Raw genomic sequence first — 16,984 nt, forward strand, 5'->3', positions numbered from 1 at the left:
GGTCCAGTAAACCCGGCACCACTGACAATTGGCGTGCCGTCAGACATCCCCGGCGTCAGGCGTCCCGGTGCCGCATGCTCCACGCTCCCGCCAGCAGCGCCGCCACCGTCCACAGCGCGGTCACCCCGAGCCCGGACCACGGCCCCAACGTGCCCTCGTGCGTCTGGTACAGCACCACCTGGCCCGCCTTGTCGGGCAGGAAGTCGGCGACGGTGCCCGTCGCGTCCCCGACGACGAACGAGACGACGAGGATGAACGGGATCAGAAGGGACAGGGTGGCGACTCCGCTGCGCAACAGGGCCGCGAGTCCGGCCGCCAGCAGTGCCATCAGCATCAGGTAGATCCCGCAGCCCACGACCCCGCGCACCTGTTCGCCGACGGTGAGTCCGCTCGCCGCGTCGCCGAGCCCGGCCCGAGCCACGACGAGGGCGGCGAAGGCGGTGAGCAGTCCCACCAGGAGGGACGGTACGGCGATCGCGGTCACCTTGGCCGCGAACCATCGACCGCGCTGCGGCACCGCGGCGAAGGTCAGTCGGAACCCACCCCCGTGGAGCTCCGAGGAAACGGCCATCGCGCCGAAGGAGATCGCGGCGATCTGGCCGAGCACGGCCCCGGACAGGGCCATGAACAGCGGGTCGAACTCGGGGTCGGACGTCTCGGAGGCCCCGGCGACGGCGGAGAAGGCGGTGGTCGCGGCGAACACCGCCAGCAGTGCCCCGCACAGCGAACGGAGCGTGCGGATCTTCAGCCACTCGGCGCGCAGGACGGGTGCGAACGACATGTCAGGCCTCCAACGGCTGCGTCGTGGACGGGTGGGAAGCGGGGGCGGCGAACTCGGTTTCCGAGGCCGTCAGATCGAGGTAGGCCTGCTCCAACGTGGCCTCCTCCGCCGTCAGTTCGAGGACCGGCACGCCCGCAGTGGACATGAGGCGGCCGATGTCGTCCACGCGCGCGTGGTGCACGGTCCAGTGCCCGTCCGCGTGCTGCTCGGCGTCGTGGCCGTGCCGGGCGAGGACCGCCTTGAGCGCGGTGGGGTCCGACGTGCGGATGCGTACGCGGGGCCGCACGCGCGCGTGGATGAACTCCCGCATCGGGGTGTCGGCGAGCAGGCGGCCCCGGCCGAGGACCACGAGGTGGTCGGCGAAGGACGCGGTCTCGTTCATCAGATGGCTGGAGACCAGGACCGTGCGGCCCTCGGCCGCGAGTCGGCGCAGCAACTCGCGGATCCAGATGATGCCTTCGGGGTCGAGGCCGTTCGACGGCTCGTCGAGCATGACCACCTCGGGGTCGCCGAGCAGGGCGGCCGCGATGCCCAGCCGCTGGCGCATGCCCAGGGAGTACGTCCGCACCCGGCGCCGGGCCACCGAGGCGAGCCCGGTCTCCTCCAGTACCTCGTCGACCCGGCGGTCCGGGATGCGGTTGCCGGCGGCCAGTGTGCGCAGGTGGTCGCGGCCGGTGCGGGAGCCGTGCGCGGCCTGCGCGTCGAGCAGGGCTCCGACGTGGTGGAGGGGTTCGCGGAGTGTGGCGTAGGCGCGGCCGCCGATGGTGGCGGAGCCGGAGGTCGGCCGGTCGAGGCCGAGCACCAGCCGCATGGTGGTGGACTTTCCGGCGCCGTTCGGGCCGAGGAAGCCGGTGACGCGACCGGGGAGGACACGGAAGGTGAGGTGGTCCACGGCTCGCCGGGTGCCGTACTCCTTGCTGAGGTCCTGGACGTCGATGCTGGTCATGGCAGCAGCCTGGCCGAGGGACGGGGCGCGGGCCTCCCCCGCCGGTGGGGACCGTCTCCCCCACGCGGGGGAGGTCCGTTGTCAGTGGGGGCTGGCACGATGACGAAATGGCCCGCATGCTGCGCCCGTTCACCCGGGCGGTGACGTACACACGATGGCTGCATCTGTTCATGGCTGTCGTGTGGCCGGCCATGTGGTGGTACATCTTCGATCCGGTGTGGGCGTGGTTCACGGCGGTGGTGCTGCTCGCAGTGGCGGGACTCGTGCCCGCGATGCGCACCGTCGAAGGGCTGCAGGCCAGGCTGTTGCTGCTCGGCCAGCGGCACGACGACGGGAACGCGGACATCGTCACCGCGCCGTCCGTCACCTGGGGCGACCGCGGGCGCACCACGCTGTGGCTGGAGACCCGGCTGCTCGTGGGCTGTGCGGTCTCCTTCCTCACGATCCACCTGCCCATGCTCACCGACGACTTGGTGCGCACCGCTCGGGGAGGCAGTCCGGACCCGGCCACATTCATCCAGGTCCCGGGCCACCACTGGTGGTACGCCCTGCTCACGCCCCTCCCCCTGATCGCGCTGGCCGCCGTCGTGGTCGCCTCCGGAGAGCTGATCACCGTCATTGCCCGCCGTCTCCTCGGCCCCTCCCCCGCGGAGCGGCTCGCCGCCCTGGAGGAGCGCACCGAGCAGTTGCTGGAGCGCACGCGCATCGCCCGGGAGCTGCACGACTCGATCGGCCACGCGCTGACCGTCGCCGTGGTGCAGGCGGGCGCGGCACGCGCGGCGAAGGACTCCGCGTTCACCGAGCGGGCCCTGGACGCCATCGAGGAGACCGGCAGGGCCGCGCTGGAGGATCTGGAGCGGGTGCTGGGCATCCTGCGGGAGTCGGAGCGGCCCGTGAGCAGTCGGCCCACGCTCACGGACGCCGACCGGCTGCTGGAGTCCGCCCGCGCCTCCGGGGCGAAGGTCGAGGCCGAACTGACCGGTCCCCTGGACACCGTGCCCGGCCCCGTCTCCCGGGAGGGCTACCGCATCCTGCAGGAGTCGCTGACGAACGTGCTGCGGCACGCGGGAGCGGTCCCCGTCCGGGTCCGTATCGAGGTCACCGGCGGCGCGCTCGGCCTGGAGGTGCGCAATCCGCTCACCGCCGAGATACCGGGTCCCGGGCGGGGCAGCGGGCTGCGCGGCATACGCGAGCGCGCGGCGCTGCTCGGGGGACGGGCGCGGACCGGCCCGGACCAGGGTGACTGGCAGGTGCAGGTAGAGCTGCCGTTGCGCTGATCTACGCTGGCCGGATGCCGGTCACCGTTCTCCTCGTCGACGACGAACCCCTCGTACGTGCCGGTCTGCGGGCCGTGCTGGAGGCGCAGCCCGACATCGAGGTCGTCGGGGAGGCTGCCGACGGGGCGGCGGTGATCCCGCTGGTGCGGCGGCTGCGGCCGGACGTGGTCGCCATGGACGTACGCATGCCGCTCATGGACGGCATCGAGGCCACGCGCGCGGTGCTGCGGACGGTCGACGAGCCGCCGAAGATCCTTGTGGTGACGACGTTCGAGAACGACGAGTACGTGTACGAGGCGCTACGGGCCGGTGCTGACGGGTTCCTGCTGAAGCGGGCGCGGCCGGCCGAGATCGTGCACGCGGTGCGACTGGTGGCCGAAGGCGAGTCGCTGCTGTTCCCGGCCTCGGTGCGGCAGCTCGCCGCCGAGTACGGCGACGACGGCGGCAACCCCGCGGCCCGTGCCGTGATGGCGCGCGCCCAGCTGACCGAGCGGGAGGCCGAGGTGCTGCGGCTGATGGCACGCGGGCTGTCGAACGCGGAGATCGCCGCCCGGCTGGTCGTCGGGACGGAGACGGTGAAGTCGCATGTGAGCGCCGTACTGGCGAAGTTGGGGGCGCGGGATCGGACGCAGGCCGTGATCGCGGCGTACGAGTCGGGGTTCGTGGCACCCGGCTGACCTCGGCTCGTCGCCGGTCCGGGGGGATGCGCTCCGGAACCCGCTGCTGGGCCGGGCGGACGGCCGACTCAACCCGTCGGGGGCCCGCAGGCCCGCTGACCGGAACCCGTCGGTGGAGGCAGGCGGTCGGCTCGTGCGTCCCGGCACTCGCCGGGGTGCGCCGCGCCGAGTACGATCCGGCCAACACGCGCACGAGCTGGGAGGACGGACGTTGGGGCGGCTGACCGGCGGGGATCCCTCGCTGCTGCGAAGGATCAATTCCGCGGTGGTGCTGCACGCGCTGCGTGCCACGGACTGCGCGACGCTGACCGAGATCACCCGGGTGACCGGACTGTCCCGGCCGACCGTCGAAGGTGTCGTCGAAGGGCTGATCGAGGCGGGTTACGTCGTCGAGAAGGCCGCCGACGAGAGTGTGGTGCGGCGCCAGGGGCGGCCCGCGCGGCGGTTCCGGTTCCGTGCCGAGGCCGGTCATCTGCTGGGCGTGGAGATCGGGGCGCACCGCGTCGCCGTGCTCCTCTCCGACCTGGACGGCCGGGTGATCGGCGCGCAGGCCAAGGACGTCGACGAGACGGCCTCGGCGGACGAGCGCCTGGAACGGCTGCGCACCGCGGTGGCCGAACTGCTGCGCCGGGCCGGGGTCGCGCGCGGCTCCCTGCGGGCCGTGGGCGTCGCCACGCCGGGGATCGTCGAGGCGGACGGCACGGTCCGGCTGGGGACCGCGCTGCCCGAGTGGACCGGTCTGCGTCTCGGCGAGCGGCTGAGCCGCTCCTTCAAGTGCCCGGTCCTGGTGGAGAACGACGCCAATGCCGCGGCGGTCGCCGAGCACTGGAAGGGCGCCGCCACCGAGTCCGACGACATCGTGTTCGTGCTGGCCGGGCTGAGCCCGGGCGCCGGCGCGCTGATCGGTGGGCAGCTGCACCGGGGCTACGGCGGGGCGGCCGGCGAGATCGGTGCCCTGCACCTGCTGGGCCGCGAGGTCACCCCGGAGACGCTGCTGTCCACCACGGACGAGCCCCTGCACCCCCTGGACGAGCAGGCCGTCGCCGAGGTCTTCGCCCAGGCACGGGAGGGCGACCAGCGGGCCCGCGCGGCCGTCGACCGTTTCATCCAGCGGCTGGTGCACGACGTGGCGGCCCTCGTGCTGGCCCTCGACCCGGAACTGGTGGTCGTCGGCGGCTGGGCGGCCGGACTGGACGGCGTACTGGAACCGCTGCGGCGCGAGTTGGCGCGCTACTGCCTGCGGCCTCCGAACGTGGCCCTGTCCCTGCTGGGCGAGGCGGCCGTGGCGACGGGCGCGCTGCGGCTGGCGCTCGACCATGTGGAGGAGCAGCTGTTCGCGGTGGAGGGGACGATGACGGCACGCCGCTGAGGGCCGCCTTCATGGAACAGCGCCCCGGAGCCAGCTCCGGGGCGCTGTTCCATGAAGGCGGCCCTCACGACGGTCAGGAGGCCCGGCGCTCCGGGCCCTGGTGGAACTCGACGCCGCTCGGGTCACCGAAGGTCAGCCGGCAGGTGTCCGCGCGGTAGGTGGCGACGGAGACCGCGGCCGTGCGGCCCTCGGCGATGTAGCGGGTGGTGACGACGAGGACGGGCGCCCCGGGGAGGCGGTCCAGCTGCCGGGCGTCGTCCGCGCGGGCGGAGCCCAGCTCGACGGCGCTCTCCTGGCCCTCCAGTTCCAGGCGCTGGAGCTCGCGCAGCACGGCACGCGCGCGTGCCGCTCCGGCGGGCGCGCCGACGGCGGAGACGTCGGGTACCGCCGACGACACGATGTAGAGCAGTTCGGCGGCGACGGGCTGGCCGTGCGTCGTGCGGGAGCGGCGCACCAGGTGGACGGGCTGGTCGGTCCCGGTCTCCAGCGCGTCTGCGACCGCCGCGGGCGGCACCTCCTGCGTGCAGTCGACGGGCTGCCAGTCGTCGCCGGCCGCGCCCGGCCAGGCGTGCTGCTCCGTGCCGACGGCCACGCCCATGCGGGGCGGCGCGACGGTCGTACCGACTCCGCGGCGCCGCTGGAGACGGCCTTCCAGTTCGAGCTGTTCCAGGGCTTGGCGGAGCGTGGCGCGGGCCACGCCGAAGCGGGCGGCGAGGTCGCGCTCGTTGGGCAGGATCTCGCCCACCGTGAACTCGGTGTCCAGTGCCTCACTGAGTACGGTCTTGAGATGCCAGTACTTCGGTTCCGGCACCGTTTCCAGCTGCGTGGTCCCCACCCTTGCCTCCGCAATCGCCGTGGTCCGGCGGCGTTTTAGCGCCCTTGTTTATTAAAGGTTGTTGCACTTCTCTGCGACCATAGGACGACCCCCACCCTTGGTCAAGACCAATCCTCGATCCCTGGCGCAGCGCATGACGGTGTTGCCGCACAGCGTTCACGAGGCGTTCGTGCAGCGGGCCGGGCGCCGGGCGTCAGAGTGCGGCCAGGGACCGCAGCTTGTCGGGATTGCGGATGACGTAGACGGACTGGATGCGCCCGTCCAGGACGTCCAGCTGGAAGACGGAGTCGGGCTTGTCGCCCGACAGGGCCAGGATCGCGGGCCCTGCGTTGAGTTCCAGGAAGCGGATGGACAGGTCGGGGATCCCGCCCTTCTGGGCGACACCGACGATGAAGCGGCCCACCTTGTCGGCCGTCTCCAGGACCCGCAGCGGCGCCTTCGACTTGCCGCCGCTGTCGCCCACGAGCCGTACGTCCGGGGTGAGCAGGGACATGAGCCCCTCCAGGTCGCCCTCCTCAGCGGCGGCGAGGAACCGCTCGGTGAGGTCACGGCGCTGCACGGGGTCGACCTCGTAGCGTGGCCGGCGCTCCTCGACGTGCTTGCGGGCCCGCCCGGCGAGCTGCCGCACGGCCGGTTCGCCGCGCTCGAGCATTCCGGCGATCTCGGCGTACGGATAGCCGAAGGCCTCCCTGAGGACGAACACCGCACGCTCCAGCGGCGACAGCGACTCCAGGACGACGAGGACGGCGAGGGACACCGAGTCGGCGAGGACCGCCCGCTCCGCGGTGTCGGGCACGGTGTCGCCGAAGTCCGTGACGTACGGCTCGGGCAGCCACGGGCCGACGTACGTCTCGCCGCGTGCCTTGACCTGGCGCAGCCGGTCGATGGCCAGGCGGGTGGTGATGCGCACCAGATAGGCGCGCGGTTCGCGCACCTCGGTCCGGTCGGCGCCCGCCCAGCGCAGCCAGGCCTCCTGCACCACGTCCTCCGCGTCGGCCACCCGCCCGAGCATGCGGTAGGCGACGCCCAGGAGGACCGGGCGGTGCTCTTCGAAGACGTCGGTCACGGTGTCGGCGGTCACGGATCCATCCCAGCGGACACCTGCGGTCGTGTCCAGGCGATTGCGGAGGCGCGCCGCCCCAAGGACTCCAAGGGGCTACCCGCCGGTAGCAATTGCTGACAAGCTGTCTACCATCGCGTTCGTCAACGACTCCCCACCGTCGAGGAGCAGCCTCATGTCCGCCACCGTCGCCTTCAAGGTGCCCACCGCACAGGGCCCCCAGTCGGTCACCGTGTCCTACACGCGCAAAGGCAGGGGCGAACCGCTGCTCCTGCTGCACGGCATAGGTCACCACAGGCAGGCCTGGGACCCGATAGTGGACATCCTCGCGACCGAGCGCGACGTGATCGCCGTGGACCTGCCCGGGTTCGGCGTCTCCCCCGGCCTGCCGGACGGCCTCGCGTACGACCTGCCCACGACCACGTCGGTGTTCGGCGCCTTCTGCGAGGCGATGGAGCTCGACCGGCCGCATGTGGCGGGCAACTCGCTCGGCGGGCTGCTGGCGCTGGAGCTCGGCCGGGAGCGGCTCGTGCGCTCGGTCACAGCCTTGTCGCCGGCCGGGTTCTGGTCGCAGGCCGAGCGGCGCTACGCCTTCGGCGTGCTCCTCGCGATGCGGCGGATCGCCGAGCGCATGCCGCTTCCGGTGGTCGAGCAGCTGGCGCGCACGGCGGTCGGTCGCGCGGCCCTGACGAGCACCATCTACGCCCGCCCGACCCGCCGTTCGCCCGAGGCCGTCGTCGCCGAGACGCTCGCGCTGGCGCGGGCTACGGGATTCACCGAGACCCTTCGGGCAGGCAGCGCCGTCCAGTTCACCGACGACGTGCCCGGCATCCCCGTCACCCTCGCCTGGGGCACGAAGGACAGGCTGCTCATCCGGCGCCAGGGCGTGCGCGCCAAGCAGATCATCCCCCGGGCACGGCTGGTACGGCTGCCCGGCTGCGGCCACTGCCCGATGAACGACGACCCCGCGCTGGTTTCGCGCGTCATCCTCGACGGCAGCCGCTGAGGGGCCCGCCCTCGGGACGCGAGGGCCTTGAGGGCCTCTCACGGGACCGCCGGGTCACGGGCAAGGGCGGCGTGCGGGCGAGTAGTTGAGCGGTGGCCGTTGGCCTGGTCCCGCCGCGGCACGGTCAGTTGTTCACTTGCGGTTTCCGTGGGCGCTGCGGCGTACGAGTAGGTGTGGCACTGCACACTGGCCCGAACTCGTCCCTGGAGGCGCATCCATGTCACACCGTCCGTTCCCGGGCCGCCGCGGCGTCCTGCGCGGCTCCCTCGCCGCCTCGGCGGCCCTGACCCTGCCCGCCGCCGTCGGTGCGGCACCGGCGTTCGCACTGTCCGGGCGCCCCGGGGCGGGCTGGGGCGTGCAGACGGGAGACGTCACCGACGACTCGGCACTCGTGTGGGTGCGCTCCGATCGTCCGGCCCGGATGGTCGTGGAGACCTCCGCCACCGAGTCGTTCCGCAACCCGCGCAGATGGCACGGGCCGCTGCTCGGCGCGGACACGGACTTCACCGGGACGACCCCGCTGCGCGGACTGCCCGCGGGCGAGCAGATCCACTACCGAGTCCTGCTCGCCGACCCGGACGACCCGCGACGCACCGGCGAGCCGGTCACCGGCACCTTCCGCACGGCGTCCGCCAAGCGGCGCGACGGCGTGCGGTTCGTCTGGTCGGGCGATCTGGCCGGGCAGGGCTGGGGTATCAACCCGGAGCTCGGCGGTTACCGGATCTACGACGCGATGGCGAAGCTCGACCCGGACTTCTTCCTCTGCAGCGGCGACAACATCTACGCCGACGGCCCGCTCACCGAGACCGTGCCCCTGCCGGACGGGCGTACCTGGCGGAACCTCACCACCGAGGAGAAGTCGAAGGTCGCCGAGACACTGGCGGAGTTCCGCGGCAACTTCCGCTACAACCTCCTCGACGAGAACCTCAGGCGCTTCAACGCCCAGGTCCCCTCCATCATCCAGTGGGACGACCACGAGGTCACCAACAACTGGTTCCCGGGCGAGATCCTCGCCGACACCCGCTACACCGAGAAGAGCGTCGACGTGCTCGCCGCCCGCGCCCGGCAGGCGTTCTCGGAGTACTTCCCGATCTCGACCCTGCGCCGCCCCGGCGGCCGCGTCTACCGGGTGCAGCACCACGGTCCGCTCCTCGACGTCTTCGTCCTGGACATGCGCACCTACCGCAACGCGAACTCGCCGGACGACCAGGCCACCGACCCGCGGGGCATCCTCGGGCGCGAGCAACTGGAGTGGCTCAAGCGTGAACTGGCCCGCTCCCGGGCGGTGTGGAAGGTGATCGCCTCCGACATGCCGCTCGGCCTGGTAGTCCCGGACGCCACGGACGGCAGGCCGAACATCGAGGCGGTCGCGCAGGGCGACCCCGGCGCCCCGCTCGGCCGTGAGCTGCAGATCGCCGAACTGCTGCGGTTCATCAAGCACCGGCGGATCACCGGCACGGTCTGGCTCACGGCCGACGTGCACTACACCTCGGCCCAGCACTACGACCCGTCGCGGGCCGCGTTCAAGGACTTCGCGCCCTTCTGGGAGTTCGTCTCCGGACCGCTCAACGCGGGCGCCTTCCCGGCGAACGCGCTGGACGGCACCTTCGGCCCGGACCGGGTCTTCGTCAAGGCACCCACCACGGCCAATGTCTCTCCCGCAGGCGGATACCAGTTCTTCGGCGAGGTCGACATCGACGGGGCCGGCGGGGAGCTGACGGTACGGCTGCGGGAACAGGACGGCACCGTGTTGTTCACACGGGTGCTCCAGCCGGGCCGTATCGGTCAGTAACGGCCACATAAGAATCGTACAAAGAAAAACAAAAGGTACGGAACCATCTTTTACCGATCAGTCACAAAGCGTTCGTGATCACGCAACACCGTTCCTCCACAGTGGGTGCATGACTCGAAAAGTGTCCGATGTGACGCGTACCAAGAACGGTCGCCCTGTCCACCACTGGCGGCGCGACGTGGTCGAACTCGCGGCCCTGTTCACCGCCGTTGCGGTGGCGGACGCCGTGGCAAACCTGGTGGGGCACGGGCCCGACGGCCCCGAGCTGCTGCTGGTCTCGGCGATGGTGCTGATCGCCACGGCGGGGTTCCACACATGGTGGTCACGCCGCCACGGTCACGCCCCTCCGACCGGCGATACGGGTGCCCGGCCGCTGCCCATGGAGCAGCAGGCCGGGCCGTCCGACCGGGTGTCGGCGACGCCGGACCCGGTGGCCGCGGAGAGCACCCTGTGGCGGATGCGGACCACCGTGAAGGACACACCCGGCTCGCTGGCCGCCCTGTGCACGGCCCTCGCCGGGCAGCGGGTCGACATCCTCAGCCTGCAGACGCACCCGCTGGCCGACGGCACGGTGGACGAGTTCCTGCTGCGTGCTCCCGGCGACCTCGCGGGCGCCGAGATCACCCGTGCGATCGCGGCGGCCGGCGGCAGCGACACCTGGATCGAGCGGGCGGATGCCCACGACCTGGTGGACGCGCCGACCCGGGTGCTGGGCCTGGCCGCCCGTACGGCCCTGGACGCGGCGGAACTGCCGTTGGCCCTGCGCCAGTTGCTGGGCCGCTGCACCATCCGGTCCCTGCCCGCCAAGCCGGTGGCCGGTGACGGCCGGGGAACGGAGGCTGTACCGGCGGAAGGCGTACTGGAGGACACCGTGATGCGGCTCCGGGCGCCGGAAGGCGGAGTGATCACCGTGGAGCGGCCGTACCTGCCGTTCACCCCGACGGAGTTCGCACGGGTACGGGCGCTGGTGGAGCTGGACGCGCGGCTCGGTCCGCGGATGCCGCGCAGCCACGACGTACTGACCCTGCCCGAGGGCAACGACATCACCGTACGCCGGGCCGACGTGGACGACCTGGAGGCCGCGAAGGCGATGCACGAGCGGTGCTCGCAGCGGACCCTCGGCATGCGGTACCACGGTCCGGTCGGTGACGCCGACCGCTACCTCAACCACCTGCTCAGCCCCCGTTTCGGCCGGACGCTCGCCGTACAGACCGCCTCCGGGCGCGTCGTGGGGCTCGGCCATCTGCTGTGGGACGGGGACGAGACGGAGGTCGCGCTGCTCGTCGAGGACGCCTGGCAGCGGCGCGGCATCGGCGGCGAACTCCTCGGACGGCTGGTGGCGATGGCCGTCGAGGCCGGCTGCGCGAGCGTGTACGCGGTGACGCAGTCGTCCAACACCGGCATGGTCGCCGCGATGCGCGGCCTGGGGCTCCCCCTCGACTATCAGATCGAGCAGGGCACCCTGGTCATCACGGCCCGCCTGGACGTGGCTCCGGTCGGAGCGCCGCCGGCGTACGAGCAGGAGCGGGAGCTGGAGCTCAGCGAGGAGACCGTCCGCGACTAGGAGTCGCGGGCTCCGGCCGGGTGGACGGTTCGGCACGTGGTGCCGAACCGTTCGCCCAGCGCCCGGTCCAGGTCCTCCCACAGGTCCTCGACGTCCTCGAGGCCCACCGACAGCCTGAGCAGCCGGTCGCTCACGCCCGCGCCGCGCCGGTCCTCGGCGTCCACGATGCGGTGACTGATGGAGGCCGGGTGCTGGATGAGGGTGTCGACGCTGCCGAGACTCACGGCCGGGGTGATCAGGCGGACGCCGCCGATCACCTCGTGCGGGTCGCCGTACACCTCGAAGGCGATCATCGCGCCGCCGATGCGCGGATAGTGGACGCGGCCGACGCGCGGGTCGGCGGCCAGCCGCCGGGCGAGTTCCGCGGCGTTCGCGGACGCGGCCCGTACCCGCACCGGGAGGGTCGCGAGGCCGCGCAGCAGCAGATAGCCGGCCAGCGGATGCAGCACACCGCCCGTGGCGAACCGGACCTGCCGCAGCCGCCCGGCGAACTCCTCGTCGCAGGCCACGACCCCGGCCATGACGTCTCCGTGCCCGCCCAGGTACTTCGTCGCGCTGTGCAGCACCAGGCGCGCACCGTGCTCGGCGGGACGCTGGAGCACGGGGGTGGCGAAGGTGTTGTCCGCGAGCAGCGGCACCGAGCCGCAGGCGTGGGCGACGGCCCTCAGGTCGACCTCGGCGAGCGTGGGATTGGCCGGGGACTCCACCATCACCAGGCCGGTGTCCGGTCGCAGCGCGTCCGCGATCCCGGCCGGGTCGGTCCAGGTCACCTCGGAGCCGAGCAGCCCCGCGGTGAGCAGGTGGTCGCTGCAGCCGTACAGCGGGCGCACGGCCACCACGTGGCGCAGGCCCAGGGACGACCGTACGAGAAGGACCGCGCTCAGCGCGGCCATGCCGCTGGCGAACGCGACCGCGGCCTCGGTGCCCTCCAGACGGGCGAGGGCCGTCTCGAAGCGGGCGACGGTCGGGTTGCCGAGCCGCCCGTAGACGGGCGGGCCCTTTGGCTCGGCGCCGGTGGTCGCGAAGGCGTCGATGCGGGCGGCCTCGCCGCGGCTGTCGTACGAGGGATAGGTGGTGGACAGGTCGATCGGCGGGGCGTGCAGTCCCTGCCGGGCGAGGTCGTCGCGGCCGGCGTGGACGGCCTCGGTGGCCAGTGCTCTCGTGGCGGTGCGTACGGCGTCATGCGAGGACGTCTGCCCGCTCGCTGTGTCCCTGCTCGCTGTGTCCATGGACGGAAGGGTGAACACCGGCCGGGTCACAGGGGTGGGATCCCGTGCTACGTTCGGCCGATGGCCGAATCTGTCGTACTGGATCCGGTGGACCTGCATCTGCTGCGCCTGCTGCAGAACGACGCCCGGACCACCTACCGGGACCTCGCCGCGCAGGTCGGGGTCGCCCCGTCGACCTGTCTGGACCGGGTGACCCGGCTGCGCCGCGCCGGCGTCATCCTCGGCCATCAGCTCCGGCTCGATCCCGCCAAGCTGGGCCGGGGCCTGGAGGCGCTGCTGTCCGTACAGGTGAGGCCGCACCGGCGGGAGTTGGTGGGACCGTTCGTGGAGCGGATCCGGGCACTGCCGGAGTCCCGGACCTTCTTCCACCTCACCGGCCCGGACGACTACCTCGTCCATGTGGCCGTCGCGGACATGACCGACCTGCAACGCCTGGTCATCGACGAGTTCACGTCCCGGCGTGAAGTCGCCCGCGTGGAGACCCGGTTGATCTTCCAGCAGTGGGACTGCGGGCCTCTCCTGCCTCCCGGTACGCCCTCGGCTCAAACCGGGTGACGTGCGGCGACCCGTCGTACGAGGATGGTCCACATGTCTGAGACCAAGAGCCCGCTGCCCCGTGAAGTCGCCGACGCGTATGTCGACGAGCTCATCGCCCTCGACCCGGTCACCGGTACGTATCTCGGTGTGAAGGACAGTTCGAGCAGGCTGCCCGACCTCTCACCCGCGGGCCAGGAGGCGCTCGCGGAGCTGCACCGGGCCACGCTGGCGCGGCTCGACGAGGCCGAGCGGCAGCCCGGTGCGGACAGTGACATCGAGCGCCGGTGTGCGCGGCTGCTGCGTGAGCGGCTCAGTGCGGAACTGGCGGTGCACGAGGCGGACGAGGGGCTGCGCTCGGTCGGCAACCTGGGCACGGTCGCGCACTCGGTGCGGGAGGTCTTCACGGTCACACCGACGGAGACCGACGAGGACTGGGCGGCCGTCGCCGAGCGGCTGCGCGCGGTGCCCACCGCCCTGGCGGGCTACCGCGAGTCGCTCACGCTGGGCCTGGAGCGCAAGCTGTACGCGGCCCCGCGGCCGACGGCCACCTTCGTCGATCAGCTCACCGAGTGGGCGGACACGGACGGCAAGGGCCGGGGCTGGTTCGAGGACTTCGCGTCGGCGGGCCCCGAGTCGCTGCGCACCGAACTCGACGAGGCGGCCCGTGCGGCGAACGCGGCCGTGGCCGAGCTGCGGGACTGGATGCGCGAGGTGTACGCGCCGGCCATCGAGGGCGCCCCGAACACGGTGGGCCGGGAGCGCTACGCCCGCTGGTCGCGCTACTTCAACGGCACCGACCTCGACCTGGACGAGGCGTACGCGTACGGCTGGGCCGAGTACCACCGCCTGCTCGGCGAGATGAAGCAGGAGGCCGAGAAGATCCTGCCCGGCGCCGAGACGCCGTGGGTGGCGCTCGCGCACCTCGACGAGCACGGCAAGCACATCCAGGGCGTCGACGAGGTCCGCGACTGGTTGCAGGGCCTGATGGACCAGGCCATCGACGCGCTCGACGGCACGCACTTCGAACTCGCCGAGCGGGTGCGGAAGGTGGAGTCCCGGATCGCTCCGCCCGGCGGCGCGGCGGCCCCGTACTACACGCCCCCCTCGGAGGACTTCTCACGCCCGGGCCGCACCTGGCTGCCGACGATGGGCCAGACCCGCTTCCCCGTCTACGACCTGGTCTCGACCTGGTACCACGAGGGCGTCCCGGGTCACCATCTCCAGCTCGCGCAGTGGGCGCACGTCGCCAAGGACCTCTCCCGCTACCAGGCCTCCATCGGCATGGTCAGCGCCAACGCGGAGGGCTGGGCGCTGTACGCGGAGCGGCTGATGGACGAACTCGGCTTCCTCACGGACGCGGAGCAGCGCCTGGGGTACCTCGACGCGCAGATGATGCGGGCCGCCCGGGTCATCGTCGACATCGGCATGCACCTGGAGCTGGAGATCCCGGCGGACTCCCCCTTCCACCCGGGCGAGCGCTGGACTCCGGAGCTGGCCCAGGAATTCTTCGGCGCGCACAGCAGCCGTCCGGCGGACTTCGTGGAGAGCGAACTGACCCGCTATCTGACGATCCCGGGGCAGGCGATCGGCTACAAGCTCGGCGAGCGGGCCTGGCTGCTGGGCCGGGAGAACGCCCGCAAGCGGCACGGCGACGCCTTCGACCTCAAGTCCTGGCACATGGCCGCTCTTTCGCAGGGCTCGCTGGGACTGGACGACCTGGTGGACGAACTGTCGCAGCTCTGACTCTCGCAGGGGTCAGCGCCGGAAGCCGCCCTCCGAGTCGATCACATTGCCGGTGACCCAGCCCGCCTCGTCCGTCGCGAGCCACGCGATGAGGCGGGCGGGGTCGTCGGGCATCCCCCAGCGACCGCCGGGGAACATCGCGGCGACGGTGTCGTACGCCTCCCCGGTCAGGTAATCCGTGTCCACCGGGCCGGGGTTGACGGTGTTCACCGTGACCGTCTGCTCGGCGAGTGTGGTCGACAGGGAGCGGGTGATCGAGGCGAGGGCGCCCTTCTGGAGGGCGTAGGCCATCTCGCCTGGCATGCCGGCGCCGTGGTCCTGGCCGGAGGTCATCATCACCACCCGGCCGCCCGGGGTGCGCGGCGGCAGCTCGGCCCGCAGCCGGGCATAGGCCTGCACGAGCAACAGCACCGAGCGGGTGTCGGTCGCCCAGTGGGCGTCGAGCATCGCGGCGTCGATCGTGTCGAGAGTGCCGTCGGAGCCGCTGAGGGCGTGGTTGGCGACGAGGATGTCGAGCCGCCCGCCGAGCGCCGAGGCGGCGGTGGCGATCAGCTCGGCGGGCACGGCCGGGTCGGACAGGTCACCTGGCCCCGATACGACCCGGGCGTCCGGGTCGCCCAGCACCTCGCGCACTAAGGCGGCGACCTCCTCGGGCCGGTCGGCGCCCCAGGGCATCTCCTCGTCGTGCGGAACGTGATGGTGCAGATAGACGCTCGCCCCGTACGCGGCGAGCCGCCGCGCCACCGCGTATCCGATACCGGCACGCCGACTGGCGCCGGTGACCAGGGCGGTACGGCCACGCAGAGGCAGCGGGTCGCGGCGCAGTTCTTCGGGGATGGGGTGGGGAAGAAGAGGCATGGAGATCAGGATGCGCGGTGACCCAGCGACGCCGCAGCCGAATTTACGCGGCGGCGCAGTCGGGCGGCCGCCGCGCGAGGAGGCGGTCCCGGCAGCCGCCGCACGAGGAGGCGGTCCCGGCAGCCGCCGCACGAGGAGGCGGTCCCGGAAGCCGCCGCACGAGCCGGATCAGTCCCGCAGCCGCCCCACGAGGAGGCAGTTCCGACAGCCGCCGCGCGAGGGGCCGGTTCCGGCGGCCGCGCCACGAGCCCGATCAGTCCGGCAGCCGCCGCAGCTGTACGAGTCCCAGCCACGTCTCGGGGCCGGGACGCACATGGGCCGCGCGTACGGCGTACCGGCCTGGAGTGAGGGCGACCCTCACGTGGTCGGTGCGTGCGGAGGCGGCGCCGGGCCACGCCGCGTCGAACAGCAGCACGGCTCCGGGCACGTTCCAGCGCATCTCCGGCTCCCACGCCGCCGCGGCGAGCGCCGCCGGGATCTCCGCGAGGAGCGCGGCCTCGGAGTCGGCCGCGGACCACCGTACGAAGGTGTGGTGGTCCGGCAGATAGGTGGTGGAGGCGGGCTCGTCGCCGAACACCAGCGCGGCGCTGTCCCCGACGGGCAGCAGCCCGATGAACCCGTCGACCTCGCACGCCCGGTCGTAGTCGGACGCCGTCTCGTCGCCGTCGGCCCCTGCCCAGAACGGCAGGACCGTCTCGGGCACCGCTATGAGCGGACCGCCGCCCGACTCCACCCACTCCACCGTGCCCGGTTCCGCGTATCGCACCATGCGCCAGAACCTACACGTTCGCAAAGCCGACCGAACTCCGGCCTCAACAGCCGCAGTCCTCCGCGTCCGCCGGTGCGGTCAGCTGGTCGGCGGCGCGCCGCTCGCGGCCCTGCCAGGTCTCGAACTCGAAGCCCTCACGCGCCCAGTACTCGAAGCCGCCGAGCATCTCCTTGACCTGGTAGCCGAGTTCGGCCAAGGCCAGGGCGGCCCGGGTGGCGCCGTTGCAGCCGGGACCCCAGCAGTACGTCACGACCGGCACGGACTTGTCGAGCAGCTGCTCGGCCTGCTCGGGGATGAGCGCGGTCGGGAGATGGACCGCGCCCGGGACGTGGCCCTGGTCCCAGGACTCGGTGGAACGGGAGTCGAGGACGACGAATCCGGGGTCACCGCCTGCCGCGAGTGCCGCGGCGACGTCGGACACGTCGGCGTGGAAGACGAGGTTGGCGCGGAAGTAGGCGGCGGCCTCGGCCGGGGCGGCGGGGGCGACGCGCAGGACGGGGTTGACGGCGGTCGTCGTGGTGGTGGTCATGGGGAGGCCCTC

16 protein-coding genes are annotated in these 16,984 nt (G+C 72.5%); 8 read left to right on the forward strand and 8 right to left on the reverse strand.

Annotated features, from left to right (window positions below):
* Positions 1–55 precede the first annotated feature (55 nt).
* Complete coding sequence (locus ACFYO2_RS08105) at positions 56–781, reverse strand: ABC transporter permease (RefSeq protein WP_388345705.1); 726 nt, start codon at positions 779–781, stop codon at positions 56–58.
* Between the two features lies 1 nt (position 782).
* Positions 783–1,727: an ABC transporter ATP-binding protein gene (locus ACFYO2_RS08110; RefSeq protein WP_388345707.1), complete on the reverse strand. Its 945-nt coding sequence runs from the start codon at positions 1,725–1,727 to the stop codon at positions 783–785.
* Between the two features lie 107 nt (positions 1,728–1,834).
* Here ACFYO2_RS08110 and ACFYO2_RS08115 point away from each other — a divergent pair, with 107 nt between their 5' ends.
* From ACFYO2_RS08115 to ACFYO2_RS08125, 3 genes are all read left to right on the forward strand, one after another.
* Positions 1,835–3,004 (forward strand): sensor histidine kinase, encoded by a 1,170-nt coding sequence (locus tag ACFYO2_RS08115; protein ID WP_388345710.1) that lies wholly within the window; start codon positions 1,835–1,837, stop codon positions 3,002–3,004.
* Positions 3,005–3,018: 14 nt separating this feature from the next.
* Positions 3,019–3,681 (forward strand): response regulator, encoded by a 663-nt coding sequence (locus ACFYO2_RS08120; RefSeq protein ID WP_388345713.1) that lies wholly within the window; start codon positions 3,019–3,021, stop codon positions 3,679–3,681.
* A gap of 211 nt (positions 3,682–3,892) precedes the next feature.
* Positions 3,893–5,050: an ROK family protein gene (locus ACFYO2_RS08125; protein ID WP_388345716.1), complete on the forward strand. Its 1,158-nt coding sequence runs from the start codon at positions 3,893–3,895 to the stop codon at positions 5,048–5,050.
* Positions 5,051–5,123: 73 nt separating this feature from the next.
* Here ACFYO2_RS08125 and ACFYO2_RS08130 read toward each other — a convergent pair whose 3' ends face one another.
* Positions 5,124–5,885 carry a GntR family transcriptional regulator gene (locus ACFYO2_RS08130; RefSeq protein ID WP_388345719.1) on the reverse strand — a complete coding sequence of 254 codons (762 nt, stop codon included), beginning with the start codon at positions 5,883–5,885 and terminating at the stop codon, positions 5,124–5,126.
* A gap of 193 nt (positions 5,886–6,078) precedes the next feature.
* Positions 6,079–6,966, reverse strand: a complete 888-nt coding sequence (locus ACFYO2_RS08135; protein ID WP_388345722.1) for an RNA polymerase sigma-70 factor — start codon at positions 6,964–6,966, stop codon at positions 6,079–6,081.
* A gap of 154 nt (positions 6,967–7,120) precedes the next feature.
* Here ACFYO2_RS08135 and ACFYO2_RS08140 point away from each other — a divergent pair, with 154 nt between their 5' ends.
* The 3 genes from ACFYO2_RS08140 (at position 7,121) to ACFYO2_RS08150 (ending at position 11,307) form a co-directional block, all read left to right on the forward strand.
* Positions 7,121–7,951: an alpha/beta fold hydrolase gene (locus ACFYO2_RS08140; RefSeq protein WP_388345724.1), complete on the forward strand. Its 831-nt coding sequence runs from the start codon at positions 7,121–7,123 to the stop codon at positions 7,949–7,951.
* 217 nt (positions 7,952–8,168) lie between these two features.
* Positions 8,169–9,743: an alkaline phosphatase D family protein gene (locus tag ACFYO2_RS08145; protein WP_388345727.1), complete on the forward strand. Its 1,575-nt coding sequence runs from the start codon at positions 8,169–8,171 to the stop codon at positions 9,741–9,743.
* A 109-nt stretch (positions 9,744–9,852) separates the two neighbouring features.
* Positions 9,853–11,307 (forward strand): GNAT family N-acetyltransferase, encoded by a 1,455-nt coding sequence (locus tag ACFYO2_RS08150; protein ID WP_388345730.1) that lies wholly within the window; start codon positions 9,853–9,855, stop codon positions 11,305–11,307.
* Here the strand turns inward: ACFYO2_RS08150 and ACFYO2_RS08155 are convergent.
* Positions 11,304–12,536, reverse strand: a complete 1,233-nt coding sequence (locus tag ACFYO2_RS08155) for a trans-sulfuration enzyme family protein (RefSeq protein ID WP_388345733.1) — start codon at positions 12,534–12,536, stop codon at positions 11,304–11,306. The genes ACFYO2_RS08150 and ACFYO2_RS08155 overlap by 4 nt on opposite strands.
* A 60-nt stretch (positions 12,537–12,596) precedes the next feature.
* On the opposite strand from ACFYO2_RS08155, the gene ACFYO2_RS08160 reads away from it, so the two are divergent.
* Complete coding sequence (locus ACFYO2_RS08160) at positions 12,597–13,091, forward strand: Lrp/AsnC family transcriptional regulator (protein ID WP_388345736.1); 495 nt, start codon at positions 12,597–12,599, stop codon at positions 13,089–13,091.
* Between the two features lie 33 nt (positions 13,092–13,124).
* Complete coding sequence (locus tag ACFYO2_RS08165; RefSeq protein WP_388345739.1) at positions 13,125–14,816, forward strand: DUF885 domain-containing protein; 1,692 nt, start codon at positions 13,125–13,127, stop codon at positions 14,814–14,816.
* 12 nt (positions 14,817–14,828) lie between these two features.
* On the opposite strand, the gene ACFYO2_RS08170 is transcribed toward ACFYO2_RS08165, so the two are convergent.
* The 3 genes from ACFYO2_RS08170 to ACFYO2_RS08180 form a co-directional block, all read right to left on the reverse strand.
* Complete coding sequence (locus tag ACFYO2_RS08170) at positions 14,829–15,674, reverse strand: SDR family oxidoreductase (RefSeq protein WP_388345741.1); 846 nt, start codon at positions 15,672–15,674, stop codon at positions 14,829–14,831.
* Positions 15,675–15,927: 253 nt separating this feature from the next.
* Complete coding sequence (locus ACFYO2_RS08175; protein ID WP_388345743.1) at positions 15,928–16,443, reverse strand: immunity 21 family protein; 516 nt, start codon at positions 16,441–16,443, stop codon at positions 15,928–15,930.
* A 43-nt stretch (positions 16,444–16,486) separates the two neighbouring features.
* Positions 16,487–16,972: a rhodanese-like domain-containing protein gene (locus tag ACFYO2_RS08180; RefSeq protein ID WP_388345746.1), complete on the reverse strand. Its 486-nt coding sequence runs from the start codon at positions 16,970–16,972 to the stop codon at positions 16,487–16,489.
* Positions 16,973–16,984: the final 12 nt, after the last annotated feature.

The organism is Streptomyces sp. NPDC006602 (assembly GCF_042870385.1).
In the GTDB taxonomy this organism is placed as follows: Bacteria; Actinomycetota; Actinomycetes; order Streptomycetales; family Streptomycetaceae; genus Streptomyces.

Excerpts from the sequence above, each read along its gene's own strand:
- ACFYO2_RS08145 (WP_388345727.1), top strand. The coding sequence starts at position 8,169 with ATGTCACACCGTCCGTTCCCGGGCCGCCGCGGCGTCCTGCGCGGCTCC.
- ACFYO2_RS08110 (WP_388345707.1), bottom strand. The coding sequence starts at position 1,727 with ATGACCAGCATCGACGTCCAGGACCTCAGCAAGGAGTACGGCACCCGG.
- ACFYO2_RS08105 (WP_388345705.1), bottom strand. The coding sequence starts at position 781 with ATGTCGTTCGCACCCGTCCTGCGCGCCGAGTGGCTGAAGATCCGCACG.
- ACFYO2_RS08155 (WP_388345733.1), bottom strand. The coding sequence starts at position 12,536 with ATGGACACAGCGAGCAGGGACACAGCGAGCGGGCAGACGTCCTCGCAT.
- ACFYO2_RS08150 (WP_388345730.1), top strand. The coding sequence starts at position 9,853 with ATGACTCGAAAAGTGTCCGATGTGACGCGTACCAAGAACGGTCGCCCT.
- ACFYO2_RS08180 (WP_388345746.1), bottom strand. The coding sequence starts at position 16,972 with ATGACCACCACCACGACGACCGCCGTCAACCCCGTCCTGCGCGTCGCC.
- ACFYO2_RS08120 (WP_388345713.1), top strand. The coding sequence starts at position 3,019 with ATGCCGGTCACCGTTCTCCTCGTCGACGACGAACCCCTCGTACGTGCC.
- ACFYO2_RS08165 (WP_388345739.1), top strand. The coding sequence starts at position 13,125 with ATGTCTGAGACCAAGAGCCCGCTGCCCCGTGAAGTCGCCGACGCGTAT.
- ACFYO2_RS08175 (WP_388345743.1), bottom strand. The coding sequence starts at position 16,443 with ATGGTGCGATACGCGGAACCGGGCACGGTGGAGTGGGTGGAGTCGGGC.
- ACFYO2_RS08140 (WP_388345724.1), top strand. The coding sequence starts at position 7,121 with ATGTCCGCCACCGTCGCCTTCAAGGTGCCCACCGCACAGGGCCCCCAG.
- ACFYO2_RS08115 (WP_388345710.1), top strand. The coding sequence starts at position 1,835 with ATGGCCCGCATGCTGCGCCCGTTCACCCGGGCGGTGACGTACACACGA.
- ACFYO2_RS08160 (WP_388345736.1), top strand. The coding sequence starts at position 12,597 with ATGGCCGAATCTGTCGTACTGGATCCGGTGGACCTGCATCTGCTGCGC.
- ACFYO2_RS08170 (WP_388345741.1), bottom strand. The coding sequence starts at position 15,674 with ATGCCTCTTCTTCCCCACCCCATCCCCGAAGAACTGCGCCGCGACCCG.